The organism is Nocardia sp. MDA0666 (genome assembly GCF_003023875.1).
GTDB classification, from domain to species: domain Bacteria; phylum Actinomycetota; class Actinomycetes; order Mycobacteriales; family Mycobacteriaceae; genus Nocardia; species Nocardia aobensis.
This window is the reverse complement of record NZ_PYHT01000013.1, coordinates 136,317-151,738: the sequence shown is the minus strand read 5'-3', so window position 1 is coordinate 151,738 and position 15,422 is coordinate 136,317. Positions and strand designations below refer to the sequence as shown.

15 protein-coding genes and 1 pseudogene are annotated in these 15,422 nt (G+C 68.1%); 8 read left to right on the top strand and 8 right to left on the bottom strand.

The window, feature by feature from the left end; all coding sequences use genetic code 11:
• The first annotated feature begins 273 nt into the window (after nt 1-273).
• The 4 genes from C8258_RS19500 to idi are packed head-to-tail and all read left to right on the top strand — an operon-like array spanning nt 274 to nt 4,493.
• Entirely contained in the window at nt 274-1,680 is a 1,407-nt protein-coding gene (locus C8258_RS19500; protein ID WP_106956411.1) for a family 2B encapsulin nanocompartment shell protein, read from the top strand.
• A gap of 14 nt (nt 1,681-1,694) precedes the next feature.
• Complete coding sequence (locus tag C8258_RS19495) at nt 1,695-3,008, top strand: family 2 encapsulin nanocompartment cargo protein terpene cyclase (protein ID WP_106956410.1); 1,314 nt, start codon at nt 1,695-1,697, stop codon at nt 3,006-3,008.
• A 52-nt stretch (nt 3,009-3,060) separates the two neighbouring features.
• Nucleotides 3,061-3,933: a geranyl diphosphate 2-C-methyltransferase gene (locus C8258_RS19490; RefSeq protein WP_106956409.1), complete on the top strand. Its 873-nt coding sequence runs from the start codon at nt 3,061-3,063 to the stop codon at nt 3,931-3,933.
• On the top strand, nt 3,930-4,493 hold the full coding sequence (gene idi, locus C8258_RS19485) for an isopentenyl-diphosphate Delta-isomerase (protein ID WP_233225195.1): 564 nt from the start codon (nt 3,930-3,932) through the stop codon (nt 4,491-4,493). Before C8258_RS19490 ends, idi begins: the two co-directional genes overlap by 4 nt.
• A 6-nt stretch (nt 4,494-4,499) precedes the next feature.
• Here the strand turns inward: idi and C8258_RS19480 are convergent, their stop codons facing one another.
• Both C8258_RS19480 and C8258_RS19475 read right to left on the bottom strand, forming a co-directional pair.
• Nucleotides 4,500-5,735: a globin domain-containing protein gene (locus C8258_RS19480; protein WP_106956408.1), complete on the bottom strand. Its 1,236-nt coding sequence runs from the start codon at nt 5,733-5,735 to the stop codon at nt 4,500-4,502.
• A gap of 215 nt (nt 5,736-5,950) precedes the next feature.
• Entirely contained in the window at nt 5,951-6,433 is a 483-nt protein-coding gene (locus C8258_RS19475; RefSeq protein ID WP_106956407.1) for an Rrf2 family transcriptional regulator, read from the bottom strand.
• A gap of 152 nt (nt 6,434-6,585) precedes the next feature.
• On the opposite strand from C8258_RS19475, the gene ilvA reads away from it, so the two are divergent.
• Complete coding sequence (ilvA, locus tag C8258_RS19470; protein ID WP_106956406.1) at nt 6,586-7,806, top strand: threonine ammonia-lyase; 1,221 nt, start codon at nt 6,586-6,588, stop codon at nt 7,804-7,806.
• 10 nt (nt 7,807-7,816) lie between these two features.
• Here the strand turns inward: ilvA and C8258_RS19465 are convergent, their stop codons facing one another.
• The 4 genes from C8258_RS19465 to C8258_RS19450 all read right to left on the bottom strand — a co-directional run bounded on the left by C8258_RS19465 (nt 7,817) and on the right by C8258_RS19450 (nt 12,036).
• Complete coding sequence (locus C8258_RS19465) at nt 7,817-8,140, bottom strand: multidrug efflux SMR transporter (protein WP_036500715.1); 324 nt, start codon at nt 8,138-8,140, stop codon at nt 7,817-7,819.
• Between the two features lie 64 nt (nt 8,141-8,204).
• A complete protein-coding gene (gene argH / locus C8258_RS19460; protein WP_106956405.1) occupies nt 8,205-9,620 on the bottom strand; it encodes an argininosuccinate lyase in 1,416 nt (471 codons plus the stop codon).
• Nucleotides 9,617-10,618 carry an SAM-dependent methyltransferase gene (locus tag C8258_RS19455; RefSeq protein WP_369974777.1) on the bottom strand — a complete coding sequence of 334 codons (1,002 nt, stop codon included), beginning with the start codon at nt 10,616-10,618 and terminating at the stop codon, nt 9,617-9,619. Before C8258_RS19455 ends, argH begins: the two co-directional genes overlap by 4 nt.
• Before the next feature lie 215 nt (nt 10,619-10,833).
• Nucleotides 10,834-12,036: an argininosuccinate synthase gene (locus tag C8258_RS19450; protein ID WP_030518242.1), complete on the bottom strand. Its 1,203-nt coding sequence runs from the start codon at nt 12,034-12,036 to the stop codon at nt 10,834-10,836.
• Nucleotides 12,037-12,354: 318 nt separating this feature from the next.
• Here C8258_RS19450 and C8258_RS33670 point away from each other — a divergent pair, with 318 nt between their 5' ends.
• On the top strand, nt 12,355-12,522 hold the full coding sequence (locus C8258_RS33670) for a hypothetical protein (protein WP_157163392.1): 168 nt from the start codon (nt 12,355-12,357) through the stop codon (nt 12,520-12,522).
• Nucleotides 12,523-12,588: 66 nt separating this feature from the next.
• Here the strand turns inward: C8258_RS33670 and C8258_RS33665 are convergent.
• Together C8258_RS33665 and C8258_RS19440 are read right to left on the bottom strand one after the other, a co-directional pair.
• Nucleotides 12,589-12,834: pseudogene (locus C8258_RS33665) on the bottom strand (maleylpyruvate isomerase N-terminal domain-containing protein); the annotation flags it as partial.
• 47 nt (nt 12,835-12,881) lie between these two features.
• Nucleotides 12,882-13,496 carry a TetR/AcrR family transcriptional regulator gene (locus C8258_RS19440; protein WP_106956402.1) on the bottom strand — a complete coding sequence of 205 codons (615 nt, stop codon included), beginning with the start codon at nt 13,494-13,496 and terminating at the stop codon, nt 12,882-12,884.
• A gap of 72 nt (nt 13,497-13,568) precedes the next feature.
• Here C8258_RS19440 and C8258_RS19435 point away from each other — a divergent pair, with 72 nt between their 5' ends.
• Nucleotides 13,569-14,438, top strand: coding sequence for an NmrA family NAD(P)-binding protein (locus C8258_RS19435; RefSeq protein WP_106956401.1), 870 nt, complete (start codon nt 13,569-13,571; stop codon nt 14,436-14,438).
• 173 nt (nt 14,439-14,611) lie between these two features.
• The gene (locus C8258_RS19430; protein ID WP_106956400.1) at nt 14,612-15,418 is read left to right on the top strand and encodes an SAM-dependent methyltransferase; all 807 of its coding nucleotides are present in this window, start codon (nt 14,612-14,614) and stop codon (nt 15,416-15,418) included.
• Nucleotides 15,419-15,422: the final 4 nt, after the last annotated feature.

The window sequence follows — 15,422 nt, the reverse complement described above, 5'->3', positions numbered from 1 at the left end:
TGCGCACGGACGGGGTGCGGGTACGGCCGGTGGCACAGAGTTTCGGCGAAAATGTTCGCGCGGCAGCGACTTTGCCCCTACGATGGATCGCGGAACGCCGTTGTAGCGCATGACTATTCGATCAGATGTCTAGTTCGCCAGGCTAGTCCCGACTCCAGTTCTCGTAGGTGGCAGAAACCGGTTGCGATCGGTTTCGTGTCCGCGTGTTCGCGTGCCGAAGCACGTTTTCGGCGCTGTCCGCATCCATCGCCAACCCCGAGGTGAGGACCGCAGATGACCCTCGAACTTCCCGCCCAGACCGATAACCACGACCGCAAATCCCTGTCCACCGCCGCCGCCCATCAACTGGCCCACACCACCAAATCCGAACCCCAGATGCAGGGCATATCCTCGCGCTGGCTGACCCGCATGCTGCCGTGGACCCAGGTCGAGGGCGGTATCTACCGGGTCAACCGCCGCCTCACCCACACCGTGGGCAACGGCGAGGTGGAATTCGTCATCGACGGATCGCACGCCCATGTCATCCCGCTGGAACTGCAGGAATTGCCGGCGTTGCGCGACCTCGACGACGAGGAGATCCTCGCGGCGATGGCCGGGCAATTCATTCAGCGCGACCTCGAGCCCGGGACGGTGCTCGCCGAATTCGGCAATCCGGTCGATCAGCTGATGTTGATCGTGCACGGCAAACTCAGCAAGATCGGCACCGGCGAATACGGCGAATCAACCAAACTCGGCATGCTCGGCGACGGCGACTACTTCGGCGACGCCCTGCTCACCGACCGTGACGCGATCTGGCCCGTGACGGTGAAGACGGTCACGCCGGTCACGCTGCTCACGTTGCCGCGCACGGCATTCGACCGCCTGGTGGACCAGGCGCCGCTCCTCGGCGAACACCTGTCCCGGGTGTCGCAGTCACCGGTGCGACCGCAGAACAAATACGGTGAGGCGAATATCGAGATCACCTCCGGGCATATCGGCGAACCGCTGCTCGACGGCACCTTCGTCGATTACGACAGTTCGCCGCGCGAATACGAACTCAGCGCCGCGCAGAGCGTGCTGCGCGTGCACACCCGGGTGGCCGATCTGTTCAACGATCCGCACAATCAGATAGAACAGCAATTGCGGTTGACCATCGAGGCACTGCACGAGCGCCGCGAATACGATCTGGTCAACAGCCCCGATTTCGGACTGCTGAACAATTGCGATCTGAAACAGCGCATCTACACCGAATCGGGCCCGCCGACGCCGGACGATCTCGACGAACTGCTGAGCATGCGCCGTAGTACCAAGTTCTTTCTCGCCCATCCGAAGGCGATCGCGGCCTTCGGCCGGGAATGCAACAAACTCGGCCTGTACCCGGACCCGGTGGACATCGAGGGCCGCCGGGTCCCCGCGTGGCGGGGTGTACCGATACTGCCGTGCGGAAAGATACCGGTCAGCGAGAAGCAGACCACGTCCATTCTGGCGATGCGAGTCGGGGAAAAGGACCAGGGGGTGATCGGATTGCATCAGACCGGAATTCCGGACGAATACGAACCCAGCCTGAACGTGCGATTCAAGGGAATCGACGATCAATCGATCATCTCGTATCTGGTCAGTTGCTATTACTCGGCGGCGGTGCTCGTTCCGGACGCACTGGGCATTCTCGACAATGTGGCCGTCGCCCGGCAGAGCGATTGACGGGGTGAGCGCAGATGTCGGTACTCTCCCGTGCCGCGGCGCCACCGGCCGGTGACGATCTCGCCGCAATGATCGCGGCCCTGCTCGGCAGTGTCGATCACGCTCCCCCGGCCCGAATGGCGATACCGGGCTCCGCGCCGACGTCTCCGCCGGGCGGCGCGACGGTGCAGACGATGGTCACCGGTGCGGTACCGGCCGGCCTGCTCGGACCCACGGGCCTGGGCACCTCGGGGCTTCGACTACCTCGCCCGAACGCGAATTCCGCAGCGCCCGGGGCACGGTCACCGAGCGCCGGGCCGGCCGCATCCGGCGCCGGCGGATCGGACGAGGAACTGCCCGCCCGAACGGATATCCCGCCGTTGTACTGCCCGCCACCCCTACGTGACGATCCCGCGCTGGGGTCGGCCGTCGATGCGGGAATCCTGCAGTGGGCCACCGATATCGGGCTCTACGAGGGCCGGCTGGACGAGCTCGCGAAGGCCGGATTCGGCCGCCTAATCATGCTCGCCCACCCCGACTGCGACGACGCCGATCGACTGCTCGCGGCGGCCAAGGCCGCCGTCTCGGAGTGGTCGGTGGACGACTACTACTGCGAGGAGGACGCCGACGACCACGCCCCCGACGGAACCCCGTCCGACGCCGCCGCCGAACTGGGACCGCGGCTCGAATTGGCCATGGCCGCAATAGATCCCGTCCAGCTTCCCGTGGCATACCAGGCACAACTGGAGCGAGCGCTGCGGGCCGATCCCATCCTGCGGGCCTTCCGCACCTCGTTCGACCATCTGGCGCGGTACTCCAGCGACGCGCAGCTCGCCCGATTGCGCACCGAGATCGGCGGCTGGTTCATCGCGCTGGGCGCCGAGGCGGGGTGGCGCGCGGCGGGCCGGATGCCACCGGTGTGGGAATACCTCACCAACCGGCAACCGCACAGTTTCCTGCCGTGTATGGCGCCGATCGATGTGCTCGGCGGCTACGAACTCGACGCGGCCGGCTACTGCGATCCCCGCATGCGGCGCGCGGTCACCACGGCCGCCCTTGCCGCCCAGATGGTCAACGACCTGTATTCGATGGCTCGCGAAGACCTGTCCGGCGGAAGGGAATTCAATCTGCCGACGGTGCTGGCCGCCGAGGAGGGCTGCACGCGCCGCGAGGCCGTGCAGCGCACCGCCGCGATCCACGACGAACTGGTCCATCGATTCGAAGCCGAGGCGACGGCACTGGCGGCGACCGGTTCGCCGCAGCAACGCCGCTTCCTCGCCGGACTGTGGGCATGGCTGGGCGGTAATCGCGCCTGGCACGCCGACAGCCGCCGCTACCGCGACGCCTGAGTTCGATTCGGGTTCCACCGGCAGTACCCACCGATCGAGAGGATGATCTGCGATGACCGTGCTCCAGCCCGCAACCGACGGTGTTCTGCACACGAGTTACCAGCGGGCCGTCGCCGCCTACTGGAACGACAATCCCAACGACGATCGCGTCAATACCGAACTCGGCGCGGTCGACGGGCTGTACCACCATCATTACGGCATCGGTGAGCCCGACTGGTCGGTGCTGGAGGGACCGGAGCAGACGCGCGGCGAACGCATCGTCGCCGAATTGCACCGGCTCGAAACCGCCCAGGCCGATCTGCTGCTCGACTACCTCGGCGACATCGGGCCCGGTGACCGGCTGCTGGATGCCGGCTCCGGCCGCGGCGGCACCAGCTTCATGGCCCACGAGCGTTTCGGCTGCCGGGTCGACGGGGTGACCATCTCCGAATATCAGGTCGGCTTCGCCAACGATCAGGCCCGCGAGCGGGGCGTCGACGATCAGGTGCGGTTCCACTACCGCAATATGCTCGACACCGGATTCGAGGCCGGTTCGATGCGCGGCATGTGGACCAACGAAACCGATATGTACGTCGACCTGCCGGATCTGTTCGCCGAAGTCGCCCGGTTGCTGGAACCGGGCGGGCGCTACGTCTGCGTCACCGGCTGCTCCAACGACGTCACCGGCGGCCGGTCGGCCGCCGTGAGCTGGATCGACGCCCACTACGGGTGCATGATCCATCCGCGCGGCGAGTATTTCCGGGCGATGACGGCCAATGGCCTCGTCCCGATCGCGGTCACCGACCTGACCTCCGCGACCATCCCGTACTGGGAACTTCGTTCCCGGTGTGAGCTGGCGACCGGGGTGGAGGAACCGTTCCTCACGTCCTATCGCGAGGGCAGTTTCCAGTACCTGGTCATAGCCGCCGATAAGGTAGGGCGGTGACCGGCACCCACACCACCTCCACCGACAGCACGGTCGACCGCGAGTCCCTGCCCGTCGAACTGGTCGACGAGCAGGGCCGCGCGACCGGAATCTGCCCGGTGTCCGACGCCCATACCGCGCCCGGACGGCTGCATCGCGCATTCTCGGTGCTGCTGTTCGGGCCGGACGGGCGGGTGCTGCTGCAGCAGCGGGCCGCGGTCAAGACCCGGTTCCCGCTGCGCTGGTCCAACACCTGTTGCGGACACCCGGGGCCGGGCCAGTCCCTCGCAGAGGCCGCCGCTGTCCGGCTGGGCGAGGAACTGCGGATCGGCGCGCAACTGCGTGAGGTCGGGGTCTATCGCTACCGGGCCGACGATCCCGCGACCGGGCGGGTCGAGGACGAATGGGATCACGTCCTGATCGGTGAGTTCACCGGCGTGCCCGACCATCCCGACCCGGCCGAAGTAGCCGCGCTGCGCTGGGCGGATCCCGAGCAGCTGGACGTCGATATCGCTTCCGCCCCAGCGGATTTCACGCCGTGGCTGCACGGTGTGCTGGCCACGGCGCGCGCCGGGCACTGAGCCGGCTCACAGATCCAGCAACCAGTCGTTGGGGGCGAACAGTTCGAAGTGGACCTGCTCGTCGGCCACACCGGCGGCCTTCAGCTGCGCCCGTGCCGCCTGTAGGAAGCCGGTGCCGCCGCACAGGTAGATCTCGGCGGCCGCGGGCAGCTCGATGCCGGTCAGCGACAGCAGGCCCGTATGCGCGCCGGCGCTGGGCTCCTCGTACCAGACGTGCAGTTCGGCGTCGGGCAGACCGGCGACCAGATCGGCCTGGGTGCCGCGCAGCGGGTGCGTGGACTCGGCCCGGTCCGCGTGCAACGCCAGCACCCGGCGTGGCGATCCGGTGGCCGCGAGATATTCCAGGATTCCGACCATCGGGGTGACGCCGATGCCGGCCGAGATGAGCACCAGCGGTGTCCGGGCGGCGGTGTCGATGGTCAGATCGCCGAACGGCAGCGTGATCTGCAGCCGGTCGCCCACCTCGACGTCGGTGTGCAACCACGACGACACCTCCCCCTCGGGCCGGTCACCGACGGCGGTGACACGACGCACCGCGAAGGCCAGCCGACCGGCACCGGGCGCGTTGACGAGGCTGTACTGGCGCAGCTGGCGGGCGCCGTCGGGCAGGTCGGCGCCGACCGAAACATATTGTCCGGGAACGAATTCGGGAAGCGGGGCGGCCGCGTCGACGGATTCCACGACGAAGGTGACGGTGTCGGCCGGATCCTCGATGCGCTGCACCACCCGGACCTCGCGGAAGACCGCGCCCGGTTCGACACCCGCGCCGGAGTACAGCTCGTTCTCGAATCCCATCAGGGTGTCGGCCATCAGCCAGTAGACCCGGTCCCAGGCGGCCGCCACCTCGGCGGTGACGGCCTCACCCAGCACGTGCACGATCGCCGCGAACAGATGCTCGTGCACGACCGGATACTGGTCGGGCACCACCCCGAGCGAGGCGTGCTTGTGGCCGATGCGGGCCAGCAGTTGGCGCGGATGCGGCAGGTTCGGATCGACGAGGTGGGTGGCGAATGTGGCGATCGAGGCGGCCAGCGCGCGCTGCTGCTCCCCCTGGGCCTGATTGCCGCGATTGAACACGTTGCGCAGCAGATCGGGGTGTGCGGCGAAGAGGCGGCGGTAGAACTCGGCGGTGATGTCGTCGATCCGCGCTCCGATCACCGGCAGGGTCGCCCGCACGATCTCGGCGTGGTGTGGTTCCAGTTCGGCGATGGTGTCCAGGGCCGATGTCGACGCGGTCGTCATGGTGAAACTCCTCTTCGAGCAGCAATTCCGGTGAATCACCGGACGAATTCCACGGTAACCATTTCCGGTGTTTCGAATCCAATTCCGAGGCCGTGTGTTCAATTACGCCTTTGGTTGCGGATTATGTTGTCCGCACCACATTTTCGTCCCGATACAGCGAAATGCGCTGTTACGCCGAGGAGGTTGGCGCACAGCGCAATACGAAGAGGTGCGAATCAGGAGACGGCGGGGACATCGGCCGCGAAACCGCCGAACGGCAATGCCGGCGACGCCGACAGATGCAGTAATTGCTGCGTCCGCCGATCGACCAGATCGCTGAGGGTATAGCGGTCGAGTTCGCGATAGAACGACTCCTGCGCCTCGGCCAGTATTCGCCGCAGGCGACACGCCCCGGCGATCGGACAGGGATGGTCGCCCACGCAGTCGACCACCTCGGCCGCGCCTTCGAGGCCGCGCACGATCTGCCCGACGGTGGCGGTGCGACCGGCGTCGGTGAGGAAGATGCCGCCGGCGCGACCCCGCTGCGAGGCCACCAGCCCCAGTTCGGAGAGTTTGGTGACGGCCTTGGCGACGTAGTGTTCGGAGGCGTTGACCTGCCGGGCGATCAGCTTCGCGGTCACGCGCTCCTCGGCGCCGCTGCTCACCGCGAGCCGCATCATCGCCCGCAGCCCCAGATCGGTGAATCGCGACAACTGCATTCCCCCAGGCTACTTAATTCCGCCTTTCGAAAGCGTATTCAGCGGTGTGGGGTCAATTACCCCGCCTCGTGCCGATTTTGCGGGCCGGCTCACACCCGCCCCCGCGCGCCCGGCTACCCGGATTCGCGGCGACCGTCTGGCAGCATGTCCGCATGGAGCTGATCGGATTCGATCGCATCAGCGCGGCGCAGAAGATGCTGGCGCCCGTCATCCGCCGCACGCCCGTCATCGCCTCGCGGGTCCTGTCCGAGCGCACCGGCGCCGATGTGCGGCTCAAATGCGAGAACCTGCAGCGGACGGGGTCGTTCAAACCGCGCGGCGCGTACTTCCGCATCGCCAATCTCGCCCCGGAGGAACGCACCCACGGTGTGGTGGCCGCGAGCGCCGGCAATCATGCGCAGGGAGTCGCTTGGGCCGCAACGACTTTGGGTATCGCCTCAACGGTGTTCATGCCGGTCGGAGCGCCGCTGCCCAAACTCGTCGCCACCCGCGCCTACGGCGCCACCGTGCATCAGGTGGGCGAGACGGTGGACGAGGCGCTGCTCGCGGCCCAAAAATTCGCCGAGCGGAGTGGGGCGACGCTGATCCATCCGTTCGACCATCCGGATATCGTCGCCGGCCAGGCCAGCGTCGGATCGGAATTGCTCGAACAGTTTCCGGACGTCGGCACCGTTCTGGTGCCGACCGGGGGTGGCGGACTGCTCGCGGGGATCGCCGCGGCCCTGCATCCGGTCGCGCCGCAGGTGCGGGTGATCGGCGTCCAGGCGGCGCTTGCGGCCGCCTGGCCCGATTCGCTGCGTTCCGGCGAACCCGTTGCCTTGCAGCGCATGTCGACGATCGCCGACGGTATCGCCGTGGGACGGCCGGGTGAGGTGCCGTTCGCCCATGTCATCGCCCACCAGCCGACGATCGTCACCGTGGGCGAGGACGCGCTCTCGGCGGCCGTGCTGCTGTGCCTGGAACGGGCGAAACTCGTCGTGGAACCGGCGGGCGCGGCGGCGGTCGCGGCCCTGCTGAGCCTTCCGGCCGACGAACTGCGCCTGCGCGGACCGGTCTGCGCGATCATCTCCGGCGGCAATGTGGACCCGATTCTGCTGACCCGCATCATCGGCCACGGACTCAGCACCGGCGGGCGCTACCTCGCCGTGCGGATCACCATTTCGGATCGCCCGGGCAGTCTGAGCCGGCTACTCGATGCCGTGGCGGGCACCGGGGCGAATGTGCTCGACGTGGTGCACGCGCGCACTCCGGCCGGTCTGGCCATCGACGAGGTGGAGGTGCAGCTGACCCTCGAGACCCGCGGCCCCGCCCATCGCGATGATGTTCTCGGCGCGCTCGAGCATGCGGAATACGCTGTGCGCGTGCAGGATTGAGCCAACCGCGTCAGTGCGCGCCGCCCAGTTCCAGCGCCAGCACCCCGGCGATCAGGAGGCCGATGCCGCCGATCTGCACGGCCGAGAGCGGCTCGTCGAGGAACAGCGCGCCGATCGTGGCGACCAGCGCCACCCCGATCGCCGACCACACCCCGTAGGCGACGCCGACCGACATCCCCCGCTTCAGGGCCTGCGACAGGAAGAGGAACGCCGCCACGTAGCCGACCACCACGACGATCGAGGGCACCAGCTTGGTGAATCCCTCGGACAGCTTCAGCGACACCGTCGCCGACACCTCGGTCACGATGGCCAATCCGAGAAAGAGGAACATCATGCGCGCACGATATCGGGCGCGGAGGTTGAAGGGCCCGCACGGCCGGGACCCACGGGCCGCTGGTTCAGCTCAGCCAGGTTCGGGCGTCGGCGGCCGTGGTGCGGACCTCGCCCAGCTGTTCGGCGACCCGGACACCGGCGGTACCACCGCGGGAGTTGCGGGAGGCGATGGAACCCTGCACCGTGAGCACCTCGCGCACCTGCGGCGTCAAGGCCGGATCCACGGCGGCGAACTCGGCATCGGTCAACTCGTCCAGGCCGACGCCACGCGCCTCGGCGGCGCGCACGCACGCACCGGCCGCCTCGTGCGCCACGCGGAACGGAACGCCTTGGCGCACCAGCCATTCCGCGATATCGGTGGCCAGGGTGTATCCGGCGGGCGCCAATTCGGCCATCCGCTCGGTGTGAAAGGTCAGGGTGGAGACCAGACCGGCGATGGCGGGCAGCAGAAGTTCCAGCTGTGCCACCGAATCGAACAGCGGCTCCTTGTCCTCCTGCAAGTCCCGGTTGTAGGCCAGCGGTTGCGCCTTGAGCGTCGCCAGCAGACCGGTGAGATTGCCGATCAGGCGACCGGCCTTCCCGCGGGTCAGCTCCGACACGTCGGGGTTCTTCTTCTGCGGCATGATCGACGACCCGGTCGACCAGGCATCGGCAAGGGTGATGTAGCCGAATTCCGGTGTGCTCCAGATGATGATCTCCTCCGCCATCCGCGACAGATCGACCGCGATCATCGCGAGGACGAAGGCGGCCTCGGCGGCGAAGTCGCGCGCGGAGGTCGCATCGATCGAATTGGCCGCGGCGGCATCGAAATCCAGATCGGCGGCGATCGCTTCGGGATCGAGGCCCAGCGAGGAACCCGCGAGTGCGCCCGAACCATACGGGGAGATCGCCGCGCGCTTGTCGAAATCGCGCAGCCGGTCCACGTCACGCAGCAGCGGGTGCGCGTGGGCGAGCAGCTGATGGGCCAGCAGCACCGGCTGGGCCGCCTGCAGATGGGTCTTGCCGGGCATCACCGCATCCGGATGCGCCGCGGCCTGCTCGACCAGGGCGTCGACGACCTCGAGCACACCGAAGGCGATGCGGCGCACCGCATCACGCAACCACATGCGGAACAGGGTGGCCACCTGATCGTTGCGCGAACGCCCCGCGCGCAACCGGCCGCCGAGTTCGGGGCCGACCCGATCGATCAGACCGCGTTCGAGCGCGCCGTGCACGTCCTCATCGGATTCGGCCGGGGTGAACGCGCCGGAGGCGACATCGGCCGCGAGCCGGTCGAGTCCGTCCAGCATGCCCGCCAGATCGGCCTCCGACAGCAGTCCGGCCTTGTGCAGCACCCGAGCGTGGGCCTTGGACGCGCGAATATCGTAGGGCGCCAGCGCCCAGTCGAAATGGGTCGATTTGCTCAGCGCCGCCATGGCGGCGGCGGGGCCGGAGGCGAAACGCCCACCCCACAGCGCGCCCTCGTTGGTGGCTTGGCTCATCGGTTCTCGTCTCCTCGTGTGGCGGTCATCAGAATGTGGTGGTCCAGTTCGGCGCGAGCGGCCTCGGGCTGCGCGCGGCCGTGGTCGGTCAGGAGGGTGACCGGATCGCCGGCCGTGACGGCCCAGCCGCGCGCGGTGAACCATTCGCGCGGGTCGGTGCGGCCCTCCCAGGGGTACCAGAGTTCTTCGAGGTTCAGCGTGATCCCGGCCTCGGCGAGCAGTCGCTTGCGGCGCTCCCGCAGCGCGCGCAGCGCGGTCGAATCCTCGCGCCGGCCGCGCCCGATGTTCAGGGCGATCCGGCTGCCGGGCGCGCTGAGCGCCGCGATATCGCCGAACAGCCGGTCCTGCGCCTCGCCGGGCAGGTAGCGCAGCAGTCCCTCCGCCAGCCAGGCGGTCGGCGCGGTGGGCTCGAAACCGTTGTCCCACAACTCCTTCGGCCAATCCTGACGCAGATCCACGGCGATCGCGCGCCGGTCGGCGGCGGGTCGCACATCGGCGAGCACGGAGTTCTTGAACTCCAGCACCTTCGGCTGGTCGATTTCGAAAACCACGGTGCCGGAGGGCCATTCGAGCCGGTAGGCGCGGGCATCGAGTCCGCTGGCGAGAATCACGACCTGCCGGATACCGGCGTCGGAGGCGGCGGCGAAGTACTCGTCGAAATAGACCGTGCGAGCGATGAGCATCGCCGCCAGCGAGCTGTAGACAGCACCCCCTGCGCTGCCGGAGCCGTCCGCACCGCCGCCGAAGTCCGCCGCGCCCTCGCTCACCGAACTGCCCGCGCCCTCGGCGGCAGAATCGGCACCGCCCGATGCCGCCGCGACCTGAGCGCGCATGATGTGGCTCCAGCCCGAACCGGCGGCCTCGACCAGACGCGCGGCATAGGGGTCGCGGAACAGCGCATCGGGGCGCCGGGTTTCGGCCGCCCGCATCGCGGCCACCCCGAGGGCGGTCGCGCCGACACTTTCGGTGATATCCCAGCTGTCGTCGTCACTGCGCACGGACATCTCCTCCGGTTCGGCCTGCCTCGCTTGGAATCCGCATCGGGACCGGCGCGAGGTTCTGCGACCGGCCCGGTCGCAGGTTACTCCGCGCCCCTGGGAAGCCACCCGGCGCCGACGACCGACACGTCCGCTCGCCGCACGGGCGACCGGCGCGGGCGACGGGCATCGCAAGGCTGGGCCCGGCCGACATGTCCGGCCGGACTCTCAGCTTCCTACTTCTTGGACAGGTCCCGACGCGCGGCGACCTTGGAGGACAGGCCGTGGATCTGGACGAAGCCCTTGGCCAGCGACTGGTCGAAGCTGTCGCCCTCGTCGTAGGTGGCCAGGTTGAAGTCGTAGAGCGACTCCTCGCTGCGGCGGCCGTTGACGACGACGTTGCCGCCGTGCAGCACCATCCGCACCTCGCCGGAGACGTGCTGCTGAGTGTCGCGCACGAAGGCGTCCAGGGCCCGCTTGAGCGGGGAGAACCACAGGCCGTCGTAGACCAGCTCGCCCCAGCGCTGCTCGACCTGGCGCTTGTAGCGGCCCAGTTCGCGCTCGACGGTGACGGCCTCGAGTTCCTGGTGCGCGGTGATCAGCGCGATCGCGCCCGGGGCCTCGTAGATCTCGCGGCTCTTGATGCCGACGAGGCGGTCCTCGACCATGTCCAGCCGGCCCACGCCCTGGCGACCGGCGCGCTTGTTGAGTTCGGTGATGGCCTCGAGCACGCTGACCGGGCGGCCGTCGATCGCGATCGGCACACCCTTGTCGAAGGTGACGATCAGTTCGTCGGGCGCCTCGAAGTTGACGGTCGGGTCGACGGTGTAGTCGTAGACGTCCTTGGTCGGCGCGTTCCACAGATCCTCGAGGAAGCCGGTCTCGACCGCGCGGCCCCACAGGTTCTGGTCGATCGAGAACGGCGACTTCTTGCTCACCGTGATCGGCAGCGCGTTCTCCTCGGCGAAGGCGATGGCCTTCTCGCGGGTCCACGCGTAGTCGCGCACGGGGGCGATGACGTTCAGATCGGGCGCGAGCGCGCCGATGCCGACCTCGAAGCGGACCTGGTCGTTGCCCTTACCGGTGCAGCCGTGGGCGACGGTGGTGGCGCCGTGATATTCGGCGGCCTCGACCAGGTGCTTGACGATCAGCGGGCGGCTGATCGCGGACACCAGCGGGTAGCGGCCCATGTAGAGGGCGTTGGCCTGCACGGTCGGCAGGCAGTACTCGTCGGCGAATTCGTCGCGGGCGTCGACCACGATGGCCTCGACCGCGCCGCAGTCCAGTGCGCGCTGGCGCACCACGTTCATGTCCTCGCCGCCCTGGCCCAGATCGATCGCGACGGCGACCACCTCGGCCCCGGTCTCCTTGCCGATCCAGCTGATGGCAACGGAGGTGTCCAACCCGCCGGAATAGGCGAGTACGACGCGATCGGCCATATCTGATGCTCCTCAGGTTCGTGCGTATGCGTAGGTGGGTGCGCGATGTCACCGGTGCGATGCGCCGCCGCTACCCGCCCTCGGACGGCTCACATCAACTGCAAATGATTATGCACGATGATGCAATCCCATTCATAACCGGGGGTGGGCATACCGCTGCCCGAGCACCCCGGCGCCCCCGCCGGCCCGGCCGACGGATCGGACAACTACGGATATTCACCCCGAAACCTCTGGGCCTCAATGAGTTTGCCGAAACCGGGTATCACCGATGTGTCACCCTGATAGCGAACAGCCTCAGGCCCCGGGAAAGGCGGACCCATGCTCTCCACGTTTGCGGGTTATTTCGGCACGATCGGATCCGATGTGCTGGCGATCGGCCAATCGGTGATCACCCTCATCTCCGATCTGATCGGCGCGGGCGGCGCGGGCACGCCGGGCGGCGGCCTCGGCGGGAGCTACCCGCCCGGACAGTATCCCCTGGCCTGAGCCACGGGACGTGAGTTGCGGGCTCGCGTTCCGAGCGTTGCGAGCCCGGCACTCATCCGAAGCCGACCCGGTCGAGCCGGAAGTCGAACAGTGCCCGGTCGCCCAGAATCTCGATCTCGGCGGCCTCGACCGCCCGGCGACCGCCGCCCGCGCCCACCGCTGCGCGCCGCCGAGGTGACGACCCAGCTGCCCGACGGTCCAGCCCGGGCAGCTCGGTACGGGAACCGCGGTGTCGGCGTGCGCGAGCGCGGCACGCAGCAACTCGGTCTGGGCCACGATCTCATCGCAATACCGCTCGAAGGTCAGCGCCATGCGCACACCCCAGGAACGGGCGCCGACATGTTCGCGGACTCGACGCGTCAGGCCTCGCCGAGAACGCCGGTGACGATCCGGCGAATCCGCTCGTAATCGGGATCGGCGAGGGTCGGTCGCCGTTCGGGCCACTCGCCCGGCGCGTCCTCGATGCCGAACAGGACCGCGGTGAAGCGCGGATGGATTGCGCGAGAGAAGATGTCGTCCACCGCGGCCGGCGCCTCGGATTCGGGTAACTGCCACTGCGCCGCGACGAATGCGGCGAGGTTGCGCCGCGTGGTCGCGAAGATGGCGTCGTAGAAGTCGGCGGCGGCGGCCGGCACCCGCTCCGCCTCGGCGATCACCAGCCGGCAGGTCCGCACCGACTGGACCCACACCACCGACCACAGGAATCCGAGGCAATATCCGGTCACCGCGTCCAGGCGGTCGTCACCGTAGTCCTGGGGAGTCCCCAGCCGGTTCAGATGCAGCCCCCGCACGAAGTCGACGACGGCGAGGAACAGCGCGTCCTTGTTCTCGAAGTGCGCGTACAGGGTTCGCTTCGAGGTTTCGGCGCGCGCGGCCAGCACATCCATCGACGTCCGCTCGAACCCGACCTCGAGGAAGACGTCCTTGGCCGTCCACAGGATGTGTTCGCGCAGTCGATCGCCACGCCTCGCCATGCGGTCTTCCCTTCCGTCAAAGTAAACGGTACGGTGTAGTTTACTTACGTCGCACTCGTTCAGGAGTAGCTCATGATCGTCGTCACCACACCTACAGGCAGTATCGGCCACCAGGTCCTCGACCTCGTCGCCGACAGCGACCAGCCGATCCGGGTGATCGCCCGCGATCCGGCGCGCCTGGCCCCGCACATCCGCGAGCGGGTCGACGTGGTGCAGGGTTCGACCACCGACCGCGAGGTCGTCGCCGCCGCGGTGAAGGGCGCCGACACCGTCTTCTGGCTGGTTCCGCCGAATCCTGCGGCGCCCAGCGTGCCCGGGCACGTCCTGGAATTCGTGACGCCGCTGTGCGAGGCGCTCGACAGCGTCGGCCGGATCGTCGCCGTATCGAGCCTGGGTCGCGCAGGCGGCCGTAAGGCGGGCCAGATTTCGGCGATCTTCGCCATGGACGCGCTGATCGAGAGCAGCGGGGTGCATTATCGGTCGCTCTGCCCACCCGGATTCATGGACAATATGCTCCGGCAGGTCGATCCGATCCGGAACCTGGGCACCTTCTTCGGCACCATCTCCGGCGATCTCCGCGCACCCACATGCGCCACCCGGGATATCGCTGCCGTCGCGGCGCGACTACTGCTCGACGAGTCCTGGACCGGACAGGACAGCGTGGAGATCCGTGGCCCGGAAGATCTGTCGCACAACGAGATGGCGCGCATCATGTCCGAGGTGCTCGGTCGCTCGATCGCCTACCAGCAGGTCCCGGCGGCCGACTACGCGGCGTCGCTGACGGCACACGGGATGAGCGCGGCCTGGGCGCAGGGACTGGTGGATATGTCGGCCGCGGTCGAGGACGGCCTCTACGACACGCCGCGCACACCGGAGTCCTACTCCCCCACCGGTTTCCGGCAGTGGTGCGAGGAGGTGCTCGCCCCTGCCGTCGCCGGCTGATCCGTCCGATTCGCGTCGCAGGTCCGGAATATCGGCGGAATCGGCGGACTGCCGCATCCGGTTCGGCCAATCCCATTGATCGCCAACATGTTCCGGTCGGCGCGGAATCCGTGCACGAGCGCTTGGTTTCGAATACCATCCGAACGACACGATCCCGCGCCGACAGGACTGTGATGACCGCATCCGACAGCAGTGCGACCTCCGATGCCGAGGCGCCCAGCAGTGCCCGCATCTACGACTACGCATTGGGCGGCAAGGACAACTACGAAGTCGACCGCCGCGCCCTCGAGCAGGTCATGGAGGGCTTTCCGACGGTACGGATCGCGGCCCGGCACAACCGGCAGTTCATGCATCGCGCGGTCGGCGTCCTCGCCGACGCCGGAGTGAAACAGTTCCTCGACATCGGCACGGGCATCCCGACCGAACCCAATCTGCATCAAGTGGCACAGGAGCGGGCGCCGGAGGCCCGTGTGGTGTACGTCGACCACGACCCGGTGGTGCTGGCTCACGCGCGCGCCCTGCTCGCGGGATCGCCCGAGGGCCGCACCACCTTCATTCGGGCCGACCTCACCGATCCCGAGGCGATCCTGTCGGCACCCGAATTGCGCGAGACCCTCGATCTGTCCAGTCCGGTGGCGTTGAGCCTGGTCGCGGTGCTGCATTTCCTGTCCGCCGAACAGAATCCGGCCGGCATACTGAAGACCCTGCTCGACAACCTCGCACCGGGCTCGTTCGTCGTCGCGTCACACATCACCGCCGATCTGGACCCGGAAGGGATGGACCGGGCGCTCGAGATGTATCGCCGCAGCGCCGTTTACGCGCAGGCTCGCACCCGTGACGAATTCGCCGCCTTCTTCGACGGCCTCGAATTGCTGGATCCGGGCGTGGTCGCGGTCAATCGCTGGCGTCCCGGCATCGAACCCCCGTCCTGGCTCGACAAGCAGGTCAACTGCTGGGGCGCGGTAGCCCGAAAGCCGTAGCGCC

What these genes read in the sequence shown, in the direction of transcription:
- C8258_RS19475 (WP_106956407.1), bottom strand. Translation starts at nt 6,433, where the DNA reads ATGCAGTTGTCGCGATTCACCGATCTGGGGCTGCGGGCGATGATGCGG.
- C8258_RS33670 (WP_157163392.1), top strand. Translation starts at nt 12,355, where the DNA reads ATGCTCTCCACGTTTGCGGGTTATTTCGGCACGATCGGATCCGATGTG.
- C8258_RS19450 (WP_030518242.1), bottom strand. Translation starts at nt 12,036, where the DNA reads ATGGCCGATCGCGTCGTACTCGCCTATTCCGGCGGGTTGGACACCTCC.
- C8258_RS19495 (WP_106956410.1), top strand. Translation starts at nt 1,695, where the DNA reads ATGTCGGTACTCTCCCGTGCCGCGGCGCCACCGGCCGGTGACGATCTC.
- argH (WP_106956405.1), bottom strand. Translation starts at nt 9,620, where the DNA reads ATGAGCCAAGCCACCAACGAGGGCGCGCTGTGGGGTGGGCGTTTCGCC.
- C8258_RS19465 (WP_036500715.1), bottom strand. Translation starts at nt 8,140, where the DNA reads ATGATGTTCCTCTTTCTCGGATTGGCCATCGTGACCGAGGTGTCGGCG.
- C8258_RS19430 (WP_106956400.1), top strand. Translation starts at nt 14,612, where the DNA reads ATGACCGCATCCGACAGCAGTGCGACCTCCGATGCCGAGGCGCCCAGC.
- C8258_RS19480 (WP_106956408.1), bottom strand. Translation starts at nt 5,735, where the DNA reads ATGACGACCGCGTCGACATCGGCCCTGGACACCATCGCCGAACTGGAA.
- C8258_RS19440 (WP_106956402.1), bottom strand. Translation starts at nt 13,496, where the DNA reads ATGGCGAGGCGTGGCGATCGACTGCGCGAACACATCCTGTGGACGGCC.
- C8258_RS19500 (WP_106956411.1), top strand. Translation starts at nt 274, where the DNA reads ATGACCCTCGAACTTCCCGCCCAGACCGATAACCACGACCGCAAATCC.
- C8258_RS19490 (WP_106956409.1), top strand. Translation starts at nt 3,061, where the DNA reads ATGACCGTGCTCCAGCCCGCAACCGACGGTGTTCTGCACACGAGTTAC.
- ilvA (WP_106956406.1), top strand. Translation starts at nt 6,586, where the DNA reads ATGGAGCTGATCGGATTCGATCGCATCAGCGCGGCGCAGAAGATGCTG.
- C8258_RS19435 (WP_106956401.1), top strand. Translation starts at nt 13,569, where the DNA reads ATGATCGTCGTCACCACACCTACAGGCAGTATCGGCCACCAGGTCCTC.